The organism is Collinsella sp. wc0529, assembly GCF_046116875.1.
Lineage (GTDB): Bacteria > Actinomycetota > Coriobacteriia > Coriobacteriales > Coriobacteriaceae > Collinsella.
On sequence record NZ_JBJXBO010000001.1, the window covers coordinates 994,141 to 1,018,775 of the forward strand.

19 protein-coding genes and 5 tRNA genes are annotated in these 24,635 nt (G+C 60.4%); 20 read left to right on the top strand and 4 right to left on the bottom strand.

The window, feature by feature from the left end; translation table 11 throughout:
• Window positions 1-270: 270 nt before the first annotated feature.
• The 7 genes from ACKUTP_RS04175 to ACKUTP_RS04205 all read left to right on the top strand — a co-directional run bounded on the left by ACKUTP_RS04175 (window position 271) and on the right by ACKUTP_RS04205 (window position 11,653).
• On the top strand, window positions 271-819 hold the full coding sequence (locus tag ACKUTP_RS04175; protein ID WP_022094319.1) for a hypothetical protein: 549 nt from the start codon (window positions 271-273) through the stop codon (window positions 817-819).
• 281 nt (window positions 820-1,100) lie between these two features.
• Entirely contained in the window at window positions 1,101-5,540 is a 4,440-nt protein-coding gene (locus tag ACKUTP_RS04180) for an acyl-CoA dehydratase activase (RefSeq protein ID WP_409063614.1), read from the top strand.
• Window positions 5,524-6,213 (top strand): TetR/AcrR family transcriptional regulator, encoded by a 690-nt coding sequence (locus ACKUTP_RS04185; protein WP_055309426.1) that lies wholly within the window; start codon window positions 5,524-5,526, stop codon window positions 6,211-6,213. Before ACKUTP_RS04180 ends, ACKUTP_RS04185 begins: the two co-directional genes overlap by 17 nt.
• Before the next feature lie 192 nt (window positions 6,214-6,405).
• Window positions 6,406-9,048 (top strand): ATP-dependent Clp protease ATP-binding subunit, encoded by a 2,643-nt coding sequence (locus ACKUTP_RS04190; RefSeq protein ID WP_409063615.1) that lies wholly within the window; start codon window positions 6,406-6,408, stop codon window positions 9,046-9,048.
• Window positions 9,049-9,154: 106 nt separating this feature from the next.
• Window positions 9,155-9,523, top strand: coding sequence for a type II toxin-antitoxin system RelB/DinJ family antitoxin (locus ACKUTP_RS04195; protein WP_138339587.1), 369 nt, complete (start codon window positions 9,155-9,157; stop codon window positions 9,521-9,523).
• A complete protein-coding gene (locus ACKUTP_RS04200) occupies window positions 9,520-10,047 on the top strand; it encodes a PIN domain-containing protein (RefSeq protein WP_117745784.1) in 528 nt (175 codons plus the stop codon). The genes ACKUTP_RS04195 and ACKUTP_RS04200 overlap by 4 nt, the downstream gene beginning before the upstream one ends.
• Before the next feature lie 148 nt (window positions 10,048-10,195).
• On the top strand, window positions 10,196-11,653 hold the full coding sequence (locus ACKUTP_RS04205) for an aminoacyl-histidine dipeptidase (protein ID WP_409063616.1): 1,458 nt from the start codon (window positions 10,196-10,198) through the stop codon (window positions 11,651-11,653).
• 126 nt (window positions 11,654-11,779) lie between these two features.
• Here ACKUTP_RS04205 and ACKUTP_RS04210 read toward each other — a convergent pair whose 3' ends face one another.
• From ACKUTP_RS04210 to ACKUTP_RS04220, 3 genes are all read right to left on the bottom strand, one after another.
• Complete coding sequence (locus tag ACKUTP_RS04210) at window positions 11,780-13,084, bottom strand: type II toxin-antitoxin system HipA family toxin (protein ID WP_409063617.1); 1,305 nt, start codon at window positions 13,082-13,084, stop codon at window positions 11,780-11,782.
• Window positions 13,085-13,516, bottom strand: coding sequence for a multiprotein-bridging factor 1 family protein (locus ACKUTP_RS04215; protein WP_409063618.1), 432 nt, complete (start codon window positions 13,514-13,516; stop codon window positions 13,085-13,087).
• Window positions 13,517-13,642: 126 nt separating this feature from the next.
• Entirely contained in the window at window positions 13,643-14,221 is a 579-nt protein-coding gene (locus ACKUTP_RS04220) for a manganese efflux pump MntP family protein (protein WP_409063619.1), read from the bottom strand.
• A 373-nt stretch (window positions 14,222-14,594) separates the two neighbouring features.
• Between ACKUTP_RS04220 and disA the strand changes: the two genes are divergently transcribed.
• The 6 genes from disA (at window position 14,595) to ACKUTP_RS04250 (ending at window position 20,056) form a co-directional block, all read left to right on the top strand.
• Complete coding sequence (gene disA / locus ACKUTP_RS04225; protein ID WP_006234973.1) at window positions 14,595-15,635, top strand: DNA integrity scanning diadenylate cyclase DisA; 1,041 nt, start codon at window positions 14,595-14,597, stop codon at window positions 15,633-15,635.
• On the top strand, window positions 15,635-16,363 hold the full coding sequence (ispD, locus tag ACKUTP_RS04230) for a 2-C-methyl-D-erythritol 4-phosphate cytidylyltransferase (protein ID WP_035137545.1): 729 nt from the start codon (window positions 15,635-15,637) through the stop codon (window positions 16,361-16,363). Before disA ends, ispD begins: the two co-directional genes overlap by 1 nt.
• On the top strand, window positions 16,353-16,847 hold the full coding sequence (gene ispF / locus ACKUTP_RS04235) for a 2-C-methyl-D-erythritol 2,4-cyclodiphosphate synthase (RefSeq protein ID WP_006234975.1): 495 nt from the start codon (window positions 16,353-16,355) through the stop codon (window positions 16,845-16,847). Before ispD ends, ispF begins: the two co-directional genes overlap by 11 nt.
• Window positions 16,848-16,850: 3 nt before the next feature.
• Entirely contained in the window at window positions 16,851-18,317 is a 1,467-nt protein-coding gene (gene cysS, locus ACKUTP_RS04240; RefSeq protein WP_409063620.1) for a cysteine--tRNA ligase, read from the top strand.
• Window positions 18,318-18,460: 143 nt separating this feature from the next.
• A complete protein-coding gene (rlmB, locus tag ACKUTP_RS04245; protein WP_409063621.1) occupies window positions 18,461-19,375 on the top strand; it encodes a 23S rRNA (guanosine(2251)-2'-O)-methyltransferase RlmB in 915 nt (304 codons plus the stop codon).
• Window positions 19,376-19,378: 3 nt separating this feature from the next.
• Window positions 19,379-20,056: an NYN domain-containing protein gene (locus ACKUTP_RS04250; RefSeq protein WP_055285223.1), complete on the top strand. Its 678-nt coding sequence runs from the start codon at window positions 19,379-19,381 to the stop codon at window positions 20,054-20,056.
• A 26-nt stretch (window positions 20,057-20,082) separates the two neighbouring features.
• On the opposite strand, the gene ACKUTP_RS04255 is transcribed toward ACKUTP_RS04250, so the two are convergent.
• Window positions 20,083-21,423, bottom strand: coding sequence for a DNA-binding protein (locus ACKUTP_RS04255; RefSeq protein WP_409063622.1), 1,341 nt, complete (start codon window positions 21,421-21,423; stop codon window positions 20,083-20,085).
• A gap of 224 nt (window positions 21,424-21,647) precedes the next feature.
• On the opposite strand from ACKUTP_RS04255, the gene ACKUTP_RS04260 reads away from it, so the two are divergent.
• The 7 genes from ACKUTP_RS04260 to ACKUTP_RS04290 all read left to right on the top strand — a co-directional run bounded on the left by ACKUTP_RS04260 (window position 21,648) and on the right by ACKUTP_RS04290 (window position 24,588).
• Window positions 21,648-21,722, top strand: a tRNA-Thr gene (locus tag ACKUTP_RS04260).
• 813 nt (window positions 21,723-22,535) lie between these two features.
• A tRNA-Tyr gene (locus ACKUTP_RS04265) sits at window positions 22,536-22,617 on the top strand.
• A 10-nt stretch (window positions 22,618-22,627) separates the two neighbouring features.
• A tRNA-Thr gene (locus ACKUTP_RS04270) sits at window positions 22,628-22,703 on the top strand.
• A 3-nt stretch (window positions 22,704-22,706) separates the two neighbouring features.
• Window positions 22,707-22,783 (top strand) — tRNA-Met (locus tag ACKUTP_RS04275).
• Between the two features lie 96 nt (window positions 22,784-22,879).
• Window positions 22,880-24,070, top strand: coding sequence for an elongation factor Tu (gene tuf, locus ACKUTP_RS04280; protein WP_035137538.1), 1,191 nt, complete (start codon window positions 22,880-22,882; stop codon window positions 24,068-24,070).
• 279 nt (window positions 24,071-24,349) lie between these two features.
• Entirely contained in the window at window positions 24,350-24,499 is a 150-nt protein-coding gene (rpmG, locus tag ACKUTP_RS04285; RefSeq protein WP_022093895.1) for a 50S ribosomal protein L33, read from the top strand.
• 13 nt (window positions 24,500-24,512) lie between these two features.
• Window positions 24,513-24,588 (top strand) — tRNA-Trp (locus tag ACKUTP_RS04290).
• The last annotated feature ends 47 nt before the right edge of the window (window positions 24,589-24,635 follow it).

Consider the following 24,635-nt stretch of genomic DNA (forward strand, 5'->3'; position numbering starts at 1 on the left):
GTGAAATAGGGACTGAATTGCTGCTTAAAGGGTCAAAACAGTCCGTATTCCACCGCAACTTATGGGGTCGGGGGATTATCGGTGCCCTGCATCTTCATAAACTCAACGCTTACGAAGCGCGCGCCGTTCGTGTTAGGGTAGTTCCACCACATAAGTAGTCGCAGACGCACGTATCGCGGGCGGGCGAGATGAAGTTCCAACAGCTCCATCTTGCCCGCCCGTTTTTGTTGCGTGGCGCCGCGGTACAACACAGAGAGGAATCTGCCCTTTATGCCTATCAACAAACGAGAGAGCCTGCTGTTCACCTTTATCATGTGCTTTTGCATGGTGCTCTGGATGAGCATCTACAACGTTGCCCTGCAGCACGGGGCCATCAACGGCGAGGTCGTTGCCACTGCGTGGCTCGGCTTCCCCGTTGCCTACATTTTTGCCATGTGCTGCGACTGGTTCGTCGCCAGCCCGCTCGCCAAGGGTTTCGCCTTTAAGTACTTGGTCACGCCGGGCAAGAGCTCGCCACTTGCCATGACGCTCGCCGTCAGCTCCTGCATGGTCGTTCCCATGGTCATCATCATGTCGCTGTACGGTGCCTGTGAGGGTCTGACGCACATGCCCGGCGGCATCCTTGCGAACCTGTATTCCGTGCCCGCGATCTGGATGATCAACATCCCGCATAATTTTGTGATGGCGCTGCCGTGGAACCTTTTGGTAGCCGGTCCGATTTCCCGCTTCGTCTTCCGTCGCGCCTTCCCTGTGGGGACGGTTTTCGAGGAGGAGCATGCCGAGCTCTTGGAGCAGGCTATGGCTCCTGAGTGCGAGTAGCTCGCTTAGGGATCTGCTGAGCGCGGGCGACTTGCTTGGTTGGAGCCCTAAGCGTGGATAGCTCTCTCGGCGACATCGCGGGCGTGAGCGGTGCACATGACCGGAGGGCCCGTGCTGCTCCGTTGCCCGACGTGCTAGCGCGCAGAACAATCTGTTGGTGCATTCGGCGGCTGCTGAAGCGTTTCGGCAGCCGCTTTTTATACGGAGTTTAAATACAACAGTCTGTTGTATTACGTAGAGTGGTATATCTCTAGCGGGAAAAATGCGAGAGACGGAGCATTATGGCGTTGCTAGTAGGACTGGACGTAGGGTCGACGACGACCAAAGTTTACGCGATGCACGAGGATATGACCGAGGCGTGGTGGGGATATCGCCGCCACGGGGCGTGTCAGACAGCGAGCGTGCGCGCCATGCTCGGCGAGCTCGCCGAGCGCTTTCCCCATGAGTCACTGCGCGTTGCGGTGACCGGCTCGGGTGCGCGCGATATCGCGACCGCGCTGGGCGCCTCGTACGTTCAGGAGGTGGTCGCCAACGCGCTCGCGATCAGCAGGTTCTATCCGCAGACGCGCTGCGCCATCGAGCTGGGCGGCCAAGACGCCAAGATGATCTTCTTCCGCACCAACGATAAGGGAGACATCGAGGTTGCCGACATGCGCATGAACGGCTCGTGCGCAGGCGGTACCGGTGCATTTATCGACGAGATGGCAAAGCTCATGGGGGTCGGCACCGAATCGGGCGAGTTCGAGCAGCTCGCAAGCCGGGGAACGACCGTCCACGAGGTCTCGGGCCGCTGCGGCGTGTACGCAAAGACCGATATCCAGCCGCTGCTCAACGAGGGCATTCCTACCACCGACCTGGCGCTTTCGGCGCTTCACGCGGTCGCCCGCCAAACGATCGGCGGTCTGGCCCAGGGTATCGACATCGAGCCGCCGGTAATCTTCGAGGGCGGTACGCTCGCCTACAACCCCACACTGGTCCGCGTGTTCCGGGAGCAACTGAATCTATCGGACGATCAGGTTATCGTCCCGCGCGATCCGCAGATCATGGTCGCGCGCGGTGCCGCCCTGTCGCTGACCGACATGTTCGCATCGTCCCAACCGATCGACCTTCCCGACGCTTTTGTCCGGCTGGATAAGCTCGAGACGGTCGCGCCCGCAAGCGGGGAGGGACGTCTTGCCCAGCCCTTTTTTGCCACACCTGCCGAGCAGGCGGATTTTACGGCACGCCATGGCAAAGAGACGCCGGCAAAGGGTCCGGATGCGTATGCGCCCGGAGAGACGGTGCGTGTGGCGCTCGGTATCGATTCGGGGAGCACGACGACCAAGTTCGCCCTGGTCGATGAGGCGGGTGAGCTTGTCGATTCGTTCTACGCGTCTAATAACGGCAGACCGCTCGACGTCGCCCAACAGGGTCTTGTCAGCTTGAAGAACCGCTGGGAGACAGCGGGAGTCACGCTTGCGATCGATGCCGTGGGCACCACGGGATACGGCGAGGAGCTTTTCGCGCGCGCGTTCCACGCCGACTACCATACGGTCGAGACGGTCGCGCACGCCCGCGCCGCGTGCGCATGCGTTCCCGATGCGACCTTCGTGCTCGACATCGGCGGACAGGATATGAAGGCCATCTGGCTCAACCACGGCGTGCTGACCGATATCGTCGTCAACGAGGCGTGCTCTGCGGGCTGCGGCTCGTTCCTCGAGGGTTTTGCCAAAAACCTCGGAATAGCCGTTGAGGATATCGCGACCGAGGCATTTTCGTCCAAAGCCCCCGCCGTTCTCGGCAGCCGCTGCACGGTGTTCATGAACAGCAGCGTCGTTTCCGAGCAGCGGCGCGGTAAGGGTCCGGGCGACATCATGGCCGGTCTCTGCCGTTCGATTATCGAGAACGTGTTCACCAAGGTCATTCGCGTTTCAAATCTCAACCGTCTGGGCGACAAAGTCGTCGTCCAGGGCGGCACGTTCCGAAACGACGCGGTGCTGCGCGCATTCGAGCAGTATCTGGGCAAACCCGTCACGCGTGCGCCCCACCCGGGGCTGATGGGCGCTATCGGTATCGCCCTGCTCGCGCGCGAGGAATGCCGCAAGGGCGACGCCGGCACGTCGTTTATCGGGCTCGATGCCGTGGAGCGCTTCGAGCATCGCGAGTTCGGCGGCGTTACCTGCCGTCGGTGCAACAACCGCTGCCAGCGCGCGGTCGTGGCGTTTGGCGACGGCTCGCTTTACGTCACGGGCAATCGCTGCCCGCGCGGCGGCGCCATCTCATGGGATGAGCTCGTGCGCAAGGTTCCCGCGGCGGAGGAGCTGCGTCCGCAGGGTGCTTGCGAGGCACAGGCGCCCGGCACGGGGCGCGACCGGACCGCGGCTGCCCCCAATCTCTTTGTCGACCGCGAGAAGCTGCTGTTCGAGTCGTACCCCACGGTTCTCGTCTGCGGGGGGCGCGATGTCACGATCGGCATTCCCCGTGTGCTTGAGTTCTGGGACACCATGCCGTTCTGGTCGACGTTCTTCAGCACGCTCGGCTTTAAGGTGCGCGTCTCGGGACGCAGCACCAAGGCGATGTACGAGCGCGGTCTGGCGCACGTCACATCCGACACCGTGTGCTTCCCGGCCAAGCTCGTCCACGGGCACATCCGCAATCTCGTCGACGCCGGCGTCGACCGCATCTTCATGCCCATCATCACGACGGTGCCCACCGAAAACACCGCCTCTACCAGCGAGTGGATGTGCGCCGTCGTAAAGGGATACCCCTACGTGATGCGCAATTCCGATAACCCGGAGGAGCGTTTCGGCGTTCCGTTCGATACGCCGCTGTTCCACTGGTACGACGAGGGCGACCGAAACCGCCAGCTCAAGGCGTGGTGCAAGGAGACCTTCGATATCGATGCCGACCTGGTTGCCAAGGCGACCGAGCAGGCGGACCGCGCGCAGGAGACGTTTGAGAACCAGCTGCAGCTGCGCGGCAGGCAGGTGCTCGAGAACGTGCACGAGGACGGCGGCTACGCGGTGGTGATCGCTTCGCGCCCGTACCACAACGACCCGCTGGTCAACCACGGGCTGCCCAAGCTCTTCTCTGAGCGCGGCATCCCCGTGCTGACGCCCGATGCGGTGCCGGGGGTCTGCAACGTCGATCTTTCCAACAGCCGCATCGACATCGTGAACAACTACCATGCGCGCATGCTGTCGTGCGCGGTCATCGTCGCATCGACGCCCGAGCTCGAGCTCGTGCAGATGGGCAGCTTCGGCTGCGGCCACGATGCGTATCTCACCGACGAGATCGCGCGCATGATGGGCGAGATGGGCTCCAAGGTTCCGATGATGATCAAGCTCGATGAGAGCGACGTCGCCGGTCCCATGGGCATTCGCGTGCGTTCGTTTATCGAGTCGGTCAACCGTCGTCGCGCGGAGGAGCGTGCCGAGGGCGCCCGGGTGCACGCGGTCCATCCGCTCGACGACCCGTATAAGGTCAAGTACACCAAGCGCGACCGGCACGACAAGATCGCGCTGGTCCCCAACACCTCCCATGCGTTCTGCAGGCTCATGACCGCGGCGATGCGCAATCAGGGCGTGCGCGCCGAGGCCCTTGATATCGGGCGCGAGGATGCCATCCGCCTGGGCAAACGCTATGTGCACAACGACATCTGCTTCCCCGCGCAAATCGTGATCGGCGAGGCGCTCGCGGCACTCGAGAGCGGTAAGTACGACCCGCACGACGTCGCCGTGGTGACTGGCAAGTATATCGGCGACTGCCGCCTGACGCACTACATGCCCCTGCTGCGCCGCGCGCTCGACGACGCGGGATACGACTATGTCCCGGTGCTCACCAACGACGACGTCGATGCCCACAATGCGCATCCGGGCTTCAAGCTCGGCCTTGGCCCGAGCATCCAGATCGCCTACGGTCTTCCCATGATCGATGCCCTCGAGGCCATGCTTAGGCGCATCCGTCCCTACGAGCTCGAGAAGGGCGCGGCGGACGCTGCGTTCGACCGCGCGCTCGATGAGGTTATCGAGGGCATGGAGCGCTCCGGGCTGAGAGGCCAGGCGACGGGCTTCAAACGCGCGCTTGCGATCATGGACGCCGTTCCGTACGACCGCTCGAACCCGCATCCGACCGTTCTCATCGTGGGCGAGTACCTGCTCAATTTCCATCTCGGCGCCAACCACGAGATCGAGCGCTACCTCGAGGACAACGGGCTCGAGGTCATCGAGGCGCGCATGACCGACGTGATCCGCAAGACCTATTTCTACAAGCATGCGCAGTCGCGCGAGTTCCACGTCGACCTGTCGCTGCCCGAAAAGGCCTGGTACGCCACGGCGGACAACCTGTTCGAGCTCGCGCACGACCGTTGCGACCGCCTGGGCGCGGCGAGCCCGCTCTACGAGCCGCCGACGCGCATGCCCGAGCTCGTGCGCGCGAGCGATAAGATCCTGCACCATACGTTCGATGCGGGCGAGGGCGTGCTGATTCCGGCGGAGATTCTCGAGCACGCCAAGCGCGGCTGCCGCAACTTCGTGATCCTGCAGCCGTTCGGGTGTCTGCCCAACCATGTCGTGGGGCGCGGGCTCATCCATGCGCTCAAGGAGCAGTATCCCACGGCGCAGTTCCTGCCGCTCGACTACGATCCCGACGTGAGCTTCGCCAACGTGGAGAACCGTCTTCAGATGCTCATCATGAACGCCAAGGCGCAGGGGTGCGGTGAGGCGCATGGCGAGACCGCGTAAGGACGCCGATGCGCCCGATGCACGCACCCGTATCATCGAGGCGTTTTGGGAGCTCATCGAGAACAACAGCATCTTCGAGCTGTCGGTTGGCGAGGTGACCCGCGCCGCCCAGTGCAATCGCGGAACGTTTTACTACTATTTTCACGATTTCGATGAACTCGTCGCCATCGCCATAGCCCAGCTGCTGCAGGATAACGAGCTCATCACCGATGCCCTCTGGCATTTTTCGAGCGAGGGCGACCTTTCGGCGTTCGACCGGCGCGACGTCCGCTGCCTGCTGCGGCGCATCGTCATCACCATGAGGGCGGGTGCCGCCGAGCAGGTCGTGCAGGGCATCCATACGATCATCATCGACCGCGTGAGAGAGATCGTCCACCCCGACGGAGAAGAGCTCAAGGCAGATTCGAGCTTTGCGGTGGGCTTTCTGGTCTCGGGCATCATGGGCTTTGTGATGGCGGTCGGCTTTGCCCGGGAGGGCGGCGAGGAGATAGACCTCGAGCAGCCGGGGGACAGCGCGTGCGCGTACCTGAGGGCGGTCGCCATGCAGACGGTGGAAACGGTCGCGCAAGTCGAGGGCGTCGATACATCCGAGCTGCTCGAACGCGTCTCCAAGGAGGCCGATGCCTATCGCGCATCGCGTGCGACGAGTCCCGACGTGGTGAAAGACGCCTAGGGTTTCTCTTGCGGGGCGCCTGTCGCGCATCGCGCGGTGAGTCCCGCGATGCGGTCATAACCTGCATTCATGTGAGCCGGGTTTATAGATATTCCTCCAGCTGTTAACATAGACGACCTGTGGGTAAAGAGACAAAAGCGCCGCCGACGGGCGGGCGTTTTGATTTCGATGAACTCATGTAAGGAAACGAGCATGTTAGATAGATTTACCGATCGAGCGCGCAAGGTCATGTCGATGGCCAAACAGGAGGCGCTCGATCTGCACTCAAATAAGGTGGGCACCGAGCACCTGCTGCTCGCACTCGCCAAGGAGGACGAGGGCATCGCTGCCGAGGCGCTGCGCTCGCTTGATATCTCCTACGACGACATCATGGACACCCTCAAGGAGGTCCAGACCACGGTTCCCGAGCCCAGCGAGGAGACCGAGGCTGCCAAGCTTGCCTTTACGCCGCTCGTCATTAGCGTGATGGAGCGCTCCTTCCGCGTGGCACGTGAGAACAACCAGACCTACGTGTCGACCGAGCACTTGCTGATTGGCATCGTCGAAGAGGGTAACGGCATGGCCATGGACATCCTCATGCGCCTGGGTGTGTCGTCCGCCTCCATCAAAAAGGCTATCGAGAAACTTACCGCCAAGGACCAGGACAAGAAGCGTCCGCTCGCCGGCGCCGGTGCCGGGCGTCCCGGTGCGGGCCTGCCGTTCTTTAGCGGCTCGGACGCGTCGCAGCAAAAGGGGAGCGGCACCGATACGCTTAAGCAGTTCGCCACCAACCTTACGCAGAAGGCGCGCGACGGCGAGCTCGACCCTGTAATTGGTCGCGAAAAGGAAGTCCAGCGTATGATGGAGATCCTTTCGCGTCGCACCAAGAACAATCCGCTTATCTTGGGCGACCCCGGCGTGGGCAAGACGGCCATCGTCGAGGGTCTGGCTCAGCAGATCGCCGCCGGCAACGTGCCCGAGAACCTTATGAACCAGAACATCTGGACGCTCGACCTGCCGGGCCTCGTTGCGGGCGCCAAGTATCGCGGTGAGTTTGAGGAGCGCCTCAAGAACGTGATCCAGGAGGCCACCGAAGCTGACGACGTCATCCTGTTTATTGACGAGATGCACACCATCATCGGTGCCGGCTCTGCCGAGGGCTCCATCGACGCGAGTTCCATGCTCAAGCCCGTGCTCGCGCGCGGTGCCTTCCAGATTATCGGCGCCACCACGGCCGAGGAATTCCGCAAGTACCTCACCAAGGACCCGGCCTTCGAGCGTCGCTTCCAGACCATCGATGTCGAGGAGCCGAGCGTCGAGGACACGGTCAAGATCCTGACCGCGCTCAAGCCGCGCTACGAGGAGCACCACCATGTGCGCTATACGCAGGGTGCTATCGAGGCCGCCGCGAACCTCTCCGACCGCTACATCCAGGATCGCTTCCTGCCCGATAAGGCCATCGACCTCATCGACGAGGCCGGTGCCCGCGCCCGCATCGCCGCCAACCGCGCGCCCGAGCCGGTGCGCGAGGCCGAGCATCGCGTGGAGGAGCTTAAGGCCGCCGCGCAGGAGGCCACCGAGAGCGACGACATGAACAAGGCCGCCGAGATCACCGAGCAGCAAAAGGCTGCCGAGATTGAGCTCGCCGAGGCCAAGGCTGCCTGGACGGCCGAGCTCGACGCCAGCCCGCTCACCATCGATGTCTCCCAGATTGCCGACATCGTGTCCGTGACCTCGGGCGTGCCGGTGTCCTCGCTCACCGAGAGCGAGAGCCGCCGCCTGCTGCAGGCCGAAAGCGTGCTCAAGACGCGCATCATCGGTCAGGACGAGGCCGTCGAGGCCGTTGCCAAGGCCGTGCGCCGCAGCCGCTCGCCGCTCAAGGACCCGCGTCGCCCCGGCGGCAGCTTTATCTTCCTGGGCCCCACCGGCACGGGCAAAACCGAGCTCGCCAAGACGCTCGCCGAGTATCTCTTTGGCAGCAAGGACGCGCTCATCAGCTTCGATATGTCGGAGTTTGGCAGTGAGTTCGAGGTCTCCAAGCTCATCGGTAGCCCCCCGGGCTATGTGGGCCACGACGAGGGCGGCCAGCTCACCAAGGCTGTTCGCCGTCACCCGTACTCGGTCGTGCTGTTCGACGAGATCGAGAAGGCGCACCCCGACATCTTCAATATCCTGCTGCAGGTGTTGGAGGAGGGCCGTCTGACCGATAGCCAGGGCAAGACGGTCGACTTCCGCAATACGGTGATCATCATGACGTCAAACGTGGGCGCCCGCGAGATCGCGCAGGATGCGAGCGTTGGCTTTGGCACCACCGGCGAGCAGGGCCTCACCTCGAGTGAGATCCGCGGCCGCGCGATGGGCGAGCTCAAGCGCCTGTTCCGCCCCGAGCTGCTCAACCGTATCGACGACATCGTGGTGTTCCAGAAGCTCTCGGGCGAGAACCTGACCAAGATTGCGCACCTGCTGGTGGACGATCTGCGCCAGCGCCTGATCGCAAACGGCATGAACATCAAGCTTACCGATGCGGCCTACGACAAGATTGTGGCGGAGGGTACCGACCTCACCAACGGCGCGCGTCCGCTGCGTCGTGCCATCCAAAAGCTCATCGAGGATCCGCTGTCCGAGGAGCTGCTGGCCGGTGAGTGGGGCGAGGGCGATACCGTCCTGTGCGACGTGGTCGACGGCAAGTTTGTCTTTAGCCACGGCACGGGTGAGATTCCGGCGCCGCGTCCGGCGGGTGCACTCGGGGGCGATACCGCTCCGGCGGCGCCGCACACCGGAAACGCCGCGCCTGTGAGCAGTGGCGTGAGCTCGGGCCCCGGCGGCATGATGCAAGCCGGTTCCGGCGCGCTGTAGGGCGTAACATAGCTTTGCGAAGGGGCACTCCTGTCGGGGCGCCCCTTTTTTATGAGTAAATGGTGCTATACTCGAAATATAAATATGTATAGCAGAAGGAGCTAGCATGCCAATATCGGTACTCGACTCACGGCCGGTCCAGATGAATGTGCGCATGGATCGCCAACTCAAAGAGGCTGGGGACGCCGTGCTGGCGCATATCGGCATGACGCCGTCACAAGCTGTGAGGGAGCTGTGGCAGTACTTGACCGAGAACGGTCATATGCCCGTCGCAAAAAAGAATGATGACGAAGTCCTGCCTGACGACATACGATCGAAGGCGAGTTCGTCCCGCGTCTCGGAAGGGGCTGCGTTAATTTCGAATTTTTATGAGCGGTTCTCGATTCAGAGGCCGAGCCCCGATGAAGCCTTTGATTACGACGAGTTATACGATCAAATGATGAGCGAGAGATTCAGCGATTGGATCGAATTATGAGCGGCGTCGGAACGAAACGTGTGCTCAAGCTGTTGATCGACACGAACGTCTGGCTAGATTACTTTCTCGCTCGCACGAATGCGACCAGGCCGATAGTCGAGCTCCTTTCTCGCGCGGCGGAAGCGGAGGATATCGTCCTCTTCTCGTCCTCCCTGTCTGTCAAAGACGTCTATTACATTCTGGGAAGGACGATGAAGGCCGACGCCCGCCGTGAGGGGGCTCTCACTCCCGAAGCCATCGCCGGTGCCGACGAGACAGCGTGGGCGTGCGTTCGCCTGATTCGGCAAAAGTCGATTATTGCCTCGGTCGGTGCAGACGAGGTCTTCGACTCCTTTGTGTTCAAGTATCATCACAACGACTTTGAGGACGACCTGATGCTGGGCGTCGCCAATCGCATTGATGCCGATTACGTCGTGACAGAGGACAAAAATCTCATCAAACATACCAATGGTGTATGCATTAATGTTCAACAGGCGTTGAAGTTGGTTGAAGGGTCCAACGTCCCTTCGGCACGGCCCGTCTAACCTGCTTTATCTTGATAAAGTGGCGTTTCCTCGCCGTTAGCCGATGATGCGAGGGCGCTCGGCGTTTTCGACTGGTTTATGCACGCAAAGTCTGGGAATATACAAGTCGCATGTCTTACTGTCTAACCAGTTGCGCCAAGGAGGCACCATGGACTACAAGATTACCGGTTACGAGCCCGCCCAGCTGTTCCATTTCTTTGAGGAGGTCAGCGCGATCCCCCGTGGGTCTGGCAACGAGAAGGGCATCAGCGATTTCCTGGTCGCGTTTGCCAAGGAGCGCGGTCTCGATGTGTACCAGGACGAGGTCTACAACGTCATCATTCGCAAGCCCGCATCTGCCGGCGCCGAGAATGCCCCGACCGTGATGCTGCAGGGCCACATCGACATGGTGTGCGACAAGCTGGGCTCCGTCGAGCACGACTTTACGACTGATGGTATCGACCTGGTCGTCAAGGACGGCGTCCTCACCGCTAACGGCACCACTCTGGGCGCCGACAACGGTATTGCCGTCGCTCTGATGCTCACTGTTCTCGATGACGATTCGATCGTTCACCCCGCCCTCGAGTGCGTATTCACCACCGACGAGGAGACCGGCCTGGTCGGCGCCGAGACGCTCGACAAGTCCCAGATTAGCGCCCGCACCATGATTAACCTTGACTCCGAGGAAGAGGGCGTTGCTACCGTCAGCTGCGCCGGCGGTGTCGTCGTTACCTACACCTGCCCGATCGCGCGCGAGCACAAGACCGGTAGCGCCCTCACGCTCGACATCTCCGGCCTGCTGGGCGGCCACTCCGGCAGCGATATTAACCTGGAGCGCGGCAACGGCAACCTCATCATGGCCCGCATCATCGACCGCCTGATGGTTGCCGGCGAGCCCGCCATCGTTAGCTTTAACGGCGGCACCAAGGACAACGCCATCAACCGTGAGTGCAAGGCCGAGCTGGTCTACGCCGACCACGCTGCAGCCGAGGCCGCGGCCCAGATCGCAAAGGGCATCATCGCCGACGTTACTGCCGAGCTCGAGGTCTTCGACCCCGGCTTTACCTGCACGGTTGAGATTGCCGACAACACTGAGGTCGAGGCCATGGACGAAAAGTCCGCACTTGCCCTTATTCGCGCTCTGCGTCTTGCCCCCAACGGTGTGATCCGCCGCAATGTCGCCACCGACGGCTCCGTCGAGGTTTCCTCCAACATCGGCGTGGTTGCCACCTCTGACGACCAAGTCAAGATCATGCTGTCCCCGCGCTCCTCGATCACCTCGCTGCAGAACGAGTTCAAGGACCGCCTGCAGACGCTGGCCGATGTCCTGGGATTCGACGCCAAGTTTGAGTTCGAGTATCCCGGCTGGAGCTATGCCGAGCATTCGCCGGTCCGCGACATCTTTGTCGAGAGCTATCGCGAGCTCTTTGGCTCCGAGCTACGAATCGAGTCCATTCACGCCGGCCTTGAGTGCGGCCTGTTTGCCGAGGCCCTGCACGGCCTGGACGCCATCGCCGTGGGCCCGACGCTCTCCGATGTCCACACCCCGGACGAGAGCATGGAGCTCGCTTCTGCCGAGCGCTTCTACGAGCTGCTCATCGACGTCCTCAAGCGCCTCGCTGCGTAAAGGTTGCGCTAGCAGCAGTCCGAGCTACGTGCTAGCGGATTGCAAATGACATTATGAGAGGGGGCATCCGAGCTTTTGCGACGGGTGCCCCCTCTCTTTTTTAAGAAATGGGAAATTGATTGGCGTCTAGCCCATATCCGCCTTGATGAGGTCGAGGGTGCGCTGGCAGTTTTCGCGGACGGGGCCGAGCATATGCTCGCGCAGGTCCGCCATGCCGGGCAGGTCGGCGTATTCGTCCATGACCTCTTCCATGCAAACGGGTACCTCGTAGGCGAGGTCCATCATGGTCGCAAAGCAAAACTTCTCAGATAGTCCGGCATCGATGAGCGCCGCCTCCAGCGCGGGGTCGCCCATACCGTGGTATCGACGGATAGCGCCTGGACCGATGCGCCCCACACGATTTTCGCCGCCAACGCTCATGGCCAGGCGTGCCCGACGTCGCATGCGCTCATACGCTAAGCCCGATGCGACATCGTACATGGGTGCGAGCGCCGCGTTTGTGCCTTTGCCTAGGATGAGCGAGTAGTTTTTAGCGTGTGCGTCAGGCGCTCCGATAATGGCGTTGTAGAACAACATATAGGTAAAAAGCACAAGATTCATGTGGTGGGGGACTGTGTTGATCAGTCGTTCTTGGATGTCTCGTGTAGTTGGTCCTCCGTCAGCGGTGTATTTCTGGCTTGGCAATACACCGAGCGCCTGGCAAAAGTCCTCCTGATGCACCCTTTCGATATTTCCGCTGCTATTGGCCATTCTGTCGTACCGTTCAACGACGAGCGCGGCTTCGTCTTCAAATGTGCAATAGGAGACGTTGGCAGTTGGAATGCCAACACGCCGAGCCGTTTTCATGCAGACGAATTCGTTTAAGGCCTGATGTTTGAACCCAACGACACCATTTTTGAAGATATGGGTAGTGGGGGATGACCCTAGGCATTCGCACCATTGGCCATCATGCCAAGCTAGTGCAAATTTGCCTTGATTGCCGCCCAGGGACCAGCTTTCGTTGGAGCCCATCCATGTCTCTCTTTCGCCATCGCGAATTGCTTTGAGCTTGTGAGCGATTTGAGAATTGGTAAGCGGGCGGTATGTCGAGACCCTGCCGCGGGCGGCGTCTAATTGATCGGCTCGACAAAACTGAACGGCCCCCGCGCAGTCAAGACCGATATGGCACAAGAGGGCGACGGGGTTGTTGGATGCAACGTCATGCTCGGCGGCAATAGCGCGACGCTGCTCTTGACTGTCGGGCAAAAGGCCAAATAGGAATGGGCGGACGATGTTATGGCCATACGTGCGATTGGAAAGCGGCATTGTTAGCGATAGCGGTGCTCCGCGATAGGTTGGGGCGTATACAAAGCTGCAGAGTCCATGCTCGTCTTGCCGGAGAGTGCCGGCGATTTCGCCACAAATGAGGGTCGCGAGTTCCATCTCTGCCATTTATTTCACAACCTTGCAGCCAAAGGAGAGGTTTGAAGTGCCGGAAAGGCCTTGCTCGGCTGCGATTTGGGCCAGCAAGGCACCATAGGAAGATGGCGTTCCTTGTCGAGTGGGTCGTCTGCCTACGCTTGGCTTTGGCAGGGTATTCGAGTTCGCGATAGGGAGGTTCACTATCGTCGTCGGATGTTCGGAGGGCGATGCGATGGAGTCGTTATCGCTTTGCGCGAAGAGACCTATGCCGAGTGCGTTAAAGACGGTCAGCAACTTGTCGAGTCGAATGCCGGTGGCGTCGCCCAGCTCGAGCGATGCGAGCAGGCGCTCCGAAACACCGGCCTTTTTAGCGAGGGTCGCACGGGTGATCCCTTGCGCCTCGCGTGCCCGGCGCACGTAGACGCCAGCTTGGCGCGGTGTGGTGATGGGAAGGGTATCCACGGCGATCTCCTAACGTGCAGACTTTTGCATATCAGTATGACATGCAAAAGTCTGCATGAAAAGGCCTCATGCAAAACACTGCATGAGGCCTCTATGTTGACCGTTGAGCTTATGAGAGGCGTTTTTTTATATCGCGAGAATCCCCAGATGCTCAAGCAAGATCTTAAGCCCGATGAGGACGAGTACGACGCCACCCACGATGGCGGCGGGTTTTTCGTAGCGCGCGCCAAAGGTGTGGCCGATCGCTACGCCGGCAACGGAGAAGAGAAAGGTCGTGATGCCAATGAGCGACACGGCAGGAACGATATCGACCGAGAGCGCGGCAAACGAGATGCCCACGGCAAGCGCGTCAATCGAGGTGGCGATGGCAAGGATTAGATATTCGCCCAGGTCGATCTTTTCGGCATCCTTGCCGTCGCCTTCGTTCTCGTCCTCAGTAAAGGCTTCCCACAGCATCTTGCCGCCGATAAAGGCGAGCAGGATAAAGGCGATCCAGTGGTCGATGGGGCTGATGATGCCCATGAACTGGCTACCAAGGGCCCACCCAATTACGGGCATGCCGGCCTGGAAACCGCCAAAGAACAGGCCGAGTATCACGGCGACCTTAAGGTTGATCCTTTTCATGCCAAGGCCCTTGCAGATGGATACGGCAAAAGCGTCCATAGAAAGGCCGATAGCGAGCAACACAAGCTCTGCGAGTCCCATAGTCTGGCTCCCTCTCTGCGGGCGGGCCCGCGTGTACCTCTTGGGGGAGTAACAAAAAAGACCCGTGGCGTACGCGTTGCGCGCACAGCCACGAGTCTCGTTCATTAAGGCAAGCCAGGCCGCATCGGCCAGTGTGTTGACTTGCCGCGCCACCGGAGGCGAACCCGATCACGCGACTACTCCCTCATTTATGCGAATCCCGATGCTACCACATGAACAGCTGATTTGGGTTGGGCTCTCAGCTGTGTTCGCTCATTCTGTAAGCATCGGATTTCGCAAGCGCCGCAGGGACAAACCGTGAGAAACTATTTAGCGTTTATGGAGCGTACACGATGGGAGCGATGCCTTGGATAAGAACGAGCTGCAAAAGCGTATGGAACAGGCCATCCGCCTGACGGCACCTGGTCAGCCGATCCGCACCGCCCTCGACATGATCATCGCCGGTCACCTGGGCGCCCTTATCTGCGTCGGCGACACCGAAAACGTGCTCGCTGCCGGTAACGACGGCTTCCCGCTCAACATTTCGTTTACCTCGAACCGCCTGTTCGAGCTTTCCAAGATGGACGGCGCCATCGTCATCGATGGCGACCTCACCCAGATCCTGCGCGCCAACTTCCACCTCAATCCCGATCCCTCGCTCGCCACGAGTGAGACGGGCATGCGTCACCGTACTGCCGCTCGCATGTCGGTGCTCACCGATGCCATCGTGATCTCGGTTTCGGCTCGCCGTGCCGTCGTTAACGTGTACGTTCACGGCAAGAGCTACGAGATCCAGCCCGTCACCACCATCATGAGCTCGGTCAACCAGCTCGTCGCCACGCTTCAGACCACCCGTCAGTCGCTCGATCGCTCCTTGCTGCGCCTGACGGCCCTTGAGCTCGACGACTACGTTACGCTCGCCGACATCACCGGCATCTTCTCGAGTTTCGAGATCATGCAACAGGCAAAGACCGAGCTTAAGGATTGCATCGTCAAGCTGGGTAACCAGGGCAAGCTCGTGCAGATGCAGCTCGAGCAGCTCGCGGGCTCCAGCATGGATACCGAATACGACCTGATGATCCGCGACTACGCAAGCGATTCCTCCGAGGCAAACGCCGAGAAGATTCGCGCCGAGCTCGCTCGCATGACGCCTAAGGACCTGTCCGACCCGCAGCATGTGGCGGCGGTTCTGGGTTACGACGACCTGGACGAGGACTCCGTCATGACACCGCTGGGCCTGCGCACGCTTTCGCGCGTGTCCGTCGTGCGCGACGGCGTGGCCGAGAAGATCGTCGACGAGTATGGCTCGCTGCAGGAGCTCATGGACGACATCAGCGAGGATCCGGAGCGCTTGGGCGACTTTGGCGTCAACAACCCTGCCATTCTTGCGGACTCGCTGTACCGCATGAAGGGCACCAAACAGGGGAACGCATAATGGCGCCCGTATGCGCCGTGGTCGTTGCCGGCGGCAGCGGCCAGCGCTTTGGAAATCCCGGCGGCAAGCAGCTCGTTAATGTGGCGGGCCGTCCGCTCATGAGCTGGTCCATCCGCGCGTTCGATCGTAGCGATAAGGTCGGCCATATCGTCGTGGTTTGCCCTGCCGAGCGCCGTGCCGAGATGCGCCGCCTGGCCATTGACCCGTTTGACTATGACACGCCCATCAGCTTTGCCGATGCCGGCGATACCCGTCAGGATTCCACCCGTGCCGGCGTGCATGCGGTTCCGGCGGGTTTCGAATATGTCGCCATCCACGACGGCGCTCGTCCGCTCATTACGACCGAGGCCATCGACCACGCTATCGACGTGCTCGTGAGCGACCGTGCCCTCGACGGTGTCGTGTGCGGTCAGCCCGCGATCGACACACTCAAGATCGTTGACGGCGATAATATCGTCGAGACGCCGCCGCGTGAGCTCTACTGGGCAGCGCAGACGCCGCAGATCTTTAGCGTCGATGCTATGAAGCGCGCCCACGCTGCAGCCATTGCCGAGGGCTTTATCGGTACCGATGATTCGTCGCTGGTCGAGCGCATGGGTGGGCGCGTCCGCTGCGTCCAGAGCCCACGCGATAACCTTAAGGTGACGGTGCCCGAGGACCTGCGTCCCGTAACCGCGATTCTGCTTGGCCGCATGGCCGAGGGAGAGGACCTTCCCCATGTTCAGTAACCTGCGCATTGGCCATGGCTACGACGTTCACCGTCTGGTGGAGGGGCGTCGATGTATCATCGGCGGTGTCGACATTCCCTACGAGCGCGGCCTGCTGGGCCACTCGGATGCCGATGTGCTCGCGCACGCCTTGGCCGACGCCATTCTGGGCGCCTGCCGTGGGGGAGACATCGGCAAGCTATTCCCCGACACCGATCCCGCCTACGAGGGTGCCGATTCGATGGTGCTGCTTGCCCGCGTGATGGACTATGCGCGTGAGCTGGGCTTTGAGTTTGTCGATGCCGATTGCACCATTGCCTGCCAGCAGCCTAAGATCACCCCGCATCGCGATGCCATGCGCGCCAACCTTGCCCATGCCCTGGGCGTTGACGTCGAAAACGTGGGCGTCGCCGCCACTACGACCGAAAAGCTCGGTTGGGAAGGCCAGGGCGAGGGAATCGGCGCCTGGGCCGTCTGCCTGCTACAGAAAACCGTTAAGGAGTAACGAATGCGTATCTACAACAGCGCTACCCATAAAAAGGAAGAGTTCCAGCCCATCGAGTCCGGCAAGGTCCGCATGTACGTGTGCGGCCCCACGGTCTACGACAACATCCACATCGGCAACGCCCGTACGTTCATCAGCTTTGACGTGATTCGCCGCTGGCTCATCGCGAGCGGTTACGAGGTCACGTTCGCCCAGAACCTCACCGATGTCGACGACAAGATCATCAAGCGCGCCAACGAGCAGGGCCGTACGGCCGCCGAGGTCGCGACGGAGTTCTCCGACAAGTTCATCGGCGTCATGCGCGCCGCCAACGTGCTCGATCCCGATGTGCGCCCCCGCGCCACCAAGGAGATCGGCCCCATGATCGCCATGATCAAGACGCTTATCGAGCAGGGCCACGCTTACGCAGCCGATAACGGCGATGTGTACTTTGCCGTGCGCAGCGATCCCAGCTATGGTCAGGTCTCGGGCCGCAACATCGACGACCTTATGGTTGGCGCACGCATTGAGGAGAACGAGGACAAGAACGACCCGCTCGACTTTGCCCTGTGGAAGGCCGCCAAGCCCGGCGAGCCCAGCTGGCCGAGCCCCTGGGGCGAGGGCCGTCCCGGTTGGCACACCGAGTGCGCCGCCATGGTGCATCGCTACCTGGGCACTCCGATCGACATCCACGGCGGCGGCTCCGACCTTGCCTTCCCGCATCACGAGAACGAGTGCGCTCAGGCCACCTGCGCCTGGCACCAGGGCTTCTCCAACACCTGGATGCACACGGGCATGCTGCTGGTAGACGGCGAGAAGATGTCCAAGTCGCTCGGCAACTTCTTTACGCTGGCCGAGGTCCTCGAGCAGCACTCCGCTGCCGCCCTGCGCCTGCTGATGCTGCAGACGAGCTATCGCTCGCCGCTCGACTTTTCTTGGGAGCGCCTGGAGGGTGCCGAGAACTCGCTCACGCGTATCGCCGGTACGGTCGAGAACCTTCGCTGGGCCGCGAACCATGCGACGGCCGATGCCGATGAGGCAGCATCCGAGGCGTTTGCCGCCAAGGCCGCCGAGACCCGTGCCACCTTTAAGGAGTGCATGGACGACGACTTTAACACCGCTGGTGCCATGGGTGCCGTCTTTGGCTTTGTGACCGAGTGCAACCAGTACCTGGAGCAGGCGGGCGACGCTGCCGACAAGGCCGCCGCGCTTGCCGCCGCCGACACGCTGACCGAGCTGCTCGATACGCTTGGCGTCGAGCTTCCCGAGCCCAAGGTCGAGCTGCCGCTGGGCCTGCTGGGCGTTGCCGCCGGTTTGGTTGCCTACACGGGTGACGACGTGGACGAGGCCGCTGCCAAGATTCTCGAGGCCCGCGCCGAGGCCCGTGCCGCCAAGAACTGGGATCTGGCCGACGCCATCCGCGACCAGCTCAAGGACCTGGGCCTGACGATTGAAGATACCGCCGCCGGCACTCGTATTAAGAGTCTCTAGTATTTGTCGACCGTTCGAGGTGCGGCAGATTGCCTTGAAAGAGGAGGGCATAGACCTGGTGGTCATGCCCGACGATTGAAAGGCAAGGTGCCGTGGCTCGGACGGTCGATTCTTGTCCGTTATCTATTTAAGGAGGCCGTTTTATGGCCGACAATCGCAAGCGTGCACCTCGTGGCGGCAAGCAGGCCGCTTCTGGCTCGCGTCCGATTCGCCGCAACGATCGCGCTGCCGCTCCCAAGGGCCAGCGCGATCGTACCCAGGCCGCACGTCCGCAGCGCGATCGCAACCGCGATGCTGTCCAGGCTCCCAAGGGCGAGTTTATCGAAGGCCGCCGTGCTGCCGCCGAGGCGCTACGCACTGGTTTTCCCATCAAGTGCGCGCTCATTGTCGAGGGTGGAGAGCGCGATGCCGCCTTGTCGCGCCTGGTCGACGACCTCAACGCCGCGGGCGTCCGCATTAAGTATGTGCCGCGCGCGCAGCTCGACGCACTGTCGAGCCATGGCGCTCATCAGGGCATCGCACTCGAGGTTGGCAACTTCCCCTATGCTGATGTCGCCGATATTCTCGACCGCGCAGGCGACGGTCCGGCGCTTGTCGTCGTGCTCGACCATGTGACCGACGACGGCAACTTTGGCGCCATTGTGCGCTCCGCCGAGGTCGTGGGCGCGGCCGGCGTCGTCATCGCCAACAAGCGTGCCGCCGGCGTGACCGTGGGCAGCTACAAGACCTCGGCCGGTGCTGTCATGCATCTGCCTATCGCGCAGGTTCCCAATATTGCCCGTGCACTCGATGACCTCAAGGCCGCTGGTTTTTGGGTGGGCGGTGCTTCCGAGCACGCCGAGGGCAGTTGCTGGGATGCTCCCTTCGAAGGTCGCGTGGCGCTCGTCATGGGCTCCGAGGGCGACGGCATCTCGCGCCTGGTACTCGAGAAATGCGACTTTTTGACCAAGCTTCCCCAACGCGGCATGACCGAGAGCCTCAATGTTGCCCAGGCGACCACGGCGTTGTGCTTTGAGTGGCTGCGCCGCAACGCCGGCGAGCTCATGGGGGAGGAGTAGCGCATGTCCAAGAAGAACCGTGCCAAGTCCAAGGCCAAGCGCTTTGGCGAGGGCTCGGCCAAGCCGATTGTTTCGGCCGCGACCTACGGCGTGGGCGGCAATGCGTTTGCGCAGGCTATCGCCGACCCAGTCTCGACGGTGCACTCCAACAAGCCCGAGCTGCTGGTGGTCGACGGTTACAACGTGATTCACTGCACGCCGCGCTACGAAAAGCTCGTGTACGACCATTCCGACGATCCGTATTCCAGCGACGTCCACGATATGGCGCGCACCGCCCTCATCAACGACGTTGCTGCCTTTGCCCAGGGCCGTTACGAGGCCGTGATCGTGTTTGACGGCGCGGGCAATATCTCCAGTGAACGTCCCAACCTGCCGGCCCGCGGCGTGCGCATCGAGTTTTCGCCGACGGGCGTATCGGCCGACACCGTGGTGCAGAAGCTCTGCATCGAGGCGCGCGAGGAAGGCCGCGCGTGCTCCGTGGTATCGAGCGACGGCACGATCCAGGCTGTCGTCATGGGCAAGGGCGTCACGCGCATCTCGAGCCGCATGCTGGTGGACGAGATCAAACAGATCGACAACGACGTGCATGAGGCCGAGGAAGCACCCCAGATCAAGATGACCCTGGGCAGCCGCCTGAGCCCCGAGGCCCTGGCCAAGCTCAAGGCGTTGCGTGGGAGATAGGGGAGCTGACGGGCAATGCTGCCTCGCTAACTCCATTCAGCGATGTTGATCATTCTTTCGAGGCGCCACGTTAGCGCCTCTTTTAGATAAGGCAGTCTCGCTGCTAGGGCATCGTTTTTAGACAGAATCTCGATCGCCTCGTCAACGAAGCCTTCGAGTTTGTCGCCGTCAAACCAGCCCATGTCCTCGACGAGCAACATTTGTTTGGCGGGGCTTGAATGAAACTGCGCGCTGGTAAAACTGTGCTCTCCCGCCCTAAGCTCCTCAAGAGAAATGTTGCACCAGAGCGATGAGCCCGAATCGAAGATGGGGGCTGGTCTGCAGACCAGTGAGTTGACGTTTCGCACGAGGCCGAAGTTGCGCCAATGACGATCGTAGTTGGCGATGATGTCGTCGCACACGATCATGCGGTCAAGGGCATCCTTGACGCCTGTCACCCCGAGCTCCTCGCAGTTTGCTACATATCGCTCGTAGTCGGTTAGCCGTTCATCTGCGTTTGCGTGCTGGTTTACATAGAACGCAGGGACATACTCTTCTTCATCAGTTAAGAAGACATCGCATGTGCTCAGGGCGGAAGTGCCCGTGCCCTCGAGCGAGTAAGGCACATAATCGCAGGCGTTTAGGATGCGACGGTGGAGCGCGGTCGCCACCAGCTCGTTATAAGGTTCCTGGTCCAGGTGCGCTCCTGCCTTATGCAGAATTCGACGTTCGCCCTCGCACGTCCAGTACTTTTGAAGATTGCCGTCCGAGGTGTTATCGGGCTTTGCGGCAGCCGCTTTTCCCTCTGGGGCAAAGGGTGCAATGGACAGCGAGACGTCATCAAAGGCGTTATTGAAGAAGTTGATATCCTCCCAGGTGAGACCGGAACCTTGGGGCCTAATCCAATACTGGTCGGATAAGGAGAGGCCGAGATTTCGCTGGACGAGTTCATCGGGAACATCGACTGCGGCTTCTGCAAGCAGGGAGGCTAGCCCAATGCGTGCGAGCGGGATACCGCGGCCGCGCCACCAGATGCGGAAGGAGTCTAGCGATATGGGGCTATTAGGGCCAAATACTCCAATAGGGGCGTGGGCGTAATCGATGTCGGCACCGATGTGGGTAAAGTCTTTTCGCGATGTACTGTAGACCAGCTGAGCGACTTCGTACGTGCGGTTCATGAGGGTGAACGCGATCTCGCTCTTACCGTGGCCGCGGCGGGGACGTCCCCCCGTTTTGGTCACAGAGCGGAGTCGCGTGTCGACGCTGTCTTTGTCGATGAGCCATACACCAGAAGCCTTGCGGGCCTCAAGTGCTCCGTTTTTTATGAGCTCCTGCACCCTGCGCGGAGTGATGCCGAGCAGCTCGGCGGTTTCTTTGGTAGTAAGCATCGCGAAACCCTTCGCCAGAACGAATAGTTTTATATATAGCAATTGTAATTAAAACTATTCGTTCTGGCGAATGGTTTTAAGATTGAGGGCGCACTGACAGAAATGAACGGGCCTGGTACGCGTTGTTGCTGGATTTTGCATATTTGTATAACGCCGTGCGGCCTGTTGCGCCCCGTCCGCAATTCCTTTATTCTTAACTCGCTTCGCGTGAAAGCGCCAAGTGTGCCAGTGTGGCGCAACGGTAGCGCAACTGATTTGTAATCAGTGGGTTGCAGGTTCGATTCCTGTCACTGGCTCCATGAGAGTTTCGGGCTCTGTTTCCTTGTGGGACAGGGCCCGTTTCTATTTATGTCGATAAGTCAGCGTGTTTGGCGCCAACCAAGCTTCAGGTTTGTCTCGATCCGTAACACGAGTGGGCTGAAGACCCTCCTTATAGTTACAGATCGAAACATTGCCAAGGGAAGGCCGATAACATCTCGATCCGTAACACGAAGAGGCTGAAAACCGTTCTTACTGTTACAGAATGAGACGTAAGCGGGGGTTTCTGCGAAACATCTCGATCTGTAACAGATAGGGGAGGAATAACCCTCTTACTGTTACAGGTCGAGACATAGGCCGGGGCGAGGTTGGTCATCGTCATCGAGCGTGGATTATCGGACACACGAGCGTGGAAAATCTTCCGCCTAGTGAATGAGCGTGGATAATCTGCCACTTTGGATTCGATGGCACGGCAAAGCGGGAGATTATCCACGCTCGATTTCAAACGGAAGAAAATCCACGCTCGATTTTGCCTGGGAAGAGCAATCTTCTGTCTGGGCAGCCCCGATCTCGACCTATATATAGGTGCAAATAAGCTGGTATCGAAGTTCGATACTGAAGGTGTACTCCACTACAGCAAAGTGTTACCTTGGGAAACGTCACCTCAGTATCCAAAACCACTGTCCTTCATATCCAAACTCAATAAAACCGCAGGTCACGGCTATATAGATACGCCCGGCACCGTGTATCTAGAGGTTTTCGTTGACAGCCCCCAAGGTGGCATCGTATTATCTTCTTCGTTCGCGGGGGCGGCGGTCCAAAAGACCAAAGAACCTGCGGATACTTGAACGATTGGGAGTTTGCCCGAGTGGTTAATGGGGACGGGCTGTAAACCCGTTGGCTCTGCCTACATAGGTTCGAATCCTATAGCTCCCACCCGTCAAGTGCCTGTATAGCTCAGTCGGTAGAGCACTTCGTTGGTAACGAAGAGGTCACCAGTTCAAGTCTGGTTGCAGGCTCCATCCGGCGGTGTAGCTCAGTTGGTTAGAGCACACGGTTCATACCCGTGGCGTCACTGGTTCGAATCCAGTCACCGCTACCATAGGTAACACGGTGGCTTCTCAATAGTATGTTGAGAGGCCACTATGGTATAAAGGCAAAGTCCCGTCCGGGGACGACCTGTTAAGAGGAGGGCTTTATGGCCAAAGAGAAGTTTGAGCGCACTAAGCCGCATGTTAACATCGGCACCATTGGTCACGTCGACCACGGCAAGACCACGCTGACCGCTGCCATCACCAAGGTTCTCTCCGAGACCGAGGGCTGCAAGGCTGACTTCACTGCGTTCGAGAACATCGACAAGGCTCCCGAGGAGCGCGAGCGCGGCATTACGATTTCCGTCTCCCACGTTGAATACGAGACCGCTGCCCGTCACTACGCTCACGTTGACTGCCCGGGCCACGCTGACTACGTCAAGAACATGATCTCCGGCGCTGCTCAGATGGACGGCGCTATCCTGGTCATCGCTGCTACCGACGGCCCCATGGCTCAGACCCGCGAGCATATCCTGCTCGCCCGTCAGGTCGGCGTTCCCTACATCGTCGTCTTCCTGAACAAGTGCGACATGGTCGACGATGACGAGCTCATCGACCTCGTCGAGATGGAGACCCGTGAGCTCCTCTCCGAGTACGATTTCCCCGGCGACGACATCCCCGTCATCCGTGGTTCCGCTCTGGGCGCTCTCGAGGGCGACGCCAAGTGGATGGACGCCATCCGCGAGCTAATGAAGGCCGTCGACGAGTACATCCCGACGCCTGCTCGTAACAACGACCTCCCCTTCCTGATGGCCGTTGAGGACGTTATGACCATCTCCGGCCGTGGTACCGTTGCTACTGGCCGTGTCGAGCGCGGTGAGCTCAAGCTCAACGAGCCCGTCGAGATCGTCGGCATCAAGGATACCCAGAACACCGTCGTTACCGGTATCGAGATGTTCCGTAAGTCCATGGACTTCTGCGAGGCTGGCGACAACGTCGGTCTGCTGCTCCGCGGCATCAAGCGCGAGGACATCGAGCGTGGCCAGGTTCTCTGCAAGCCCGGTTCGGTTACCCCGCACACCAAGTTCACCGGCGAGATCTACGTTCTGACCAAGGAGGAGGGCGGCCGTCACACCCCGTTCTTCGATGGTTATCGTCCTCAGTTCTACTTCCGTACCACCGACGTTACCGGTACGGTCAAGCTCCCCGAGGGCACCGAGATGGCTATGCCTGGTGACCACATCACCATCGAGGGCGACCTCATCCACCCGATCGCCATGGAGGAGGGCCTGCGCTTCGCTATCCGCGAGGGTGGCCACACCGTCGGTTCGGGCATCGTCTCCACGATCATTGAGTAAATTAGCTCTTTGATATAGCTGACTTAGAGAACCCGGCACTTATATGGGTGCCGGGTTCTTTTCTGCAATGGATATTGAGCCGTTGCTGGTGTCGAGAGGATCGATAATGGTCCTGGATGCACCGTCGATTAGCTCTCGATGGCTTCATTGATGTGTTCCAAATATGAATGGATCCACCGAGAACCAATTGACTCGAGGTTTTCATTGACAGCACTTACGTGGAGCTGATAAAGTAACAACTCGTGCCCGTACGGGGCGGAAATGAAAGGTTCAGGATACATGCGTACTCTAGTTACTCTTGCGTGCACTGAGTGCAAGCGCCGCAACTATACGACCACCAAGAACAAGTCGACCATGCCTGATCGTATGGAGATCAAGAAGTATTGCCCCTGGTGCCGTCACCACACGCTGCACAAAGAGACTCGCTAGTCTCTAGTCACATACGCCAGTAGTTCAATTGGTAGAGCATCGGTCTCCAAAACCGAGTGTTGAGGGTTCGAGTCCTTCCTGGCGTGCCAGTCATTATTCCGTAAGCTCCCACTTGGGGGCTTACGGTTTACTCATG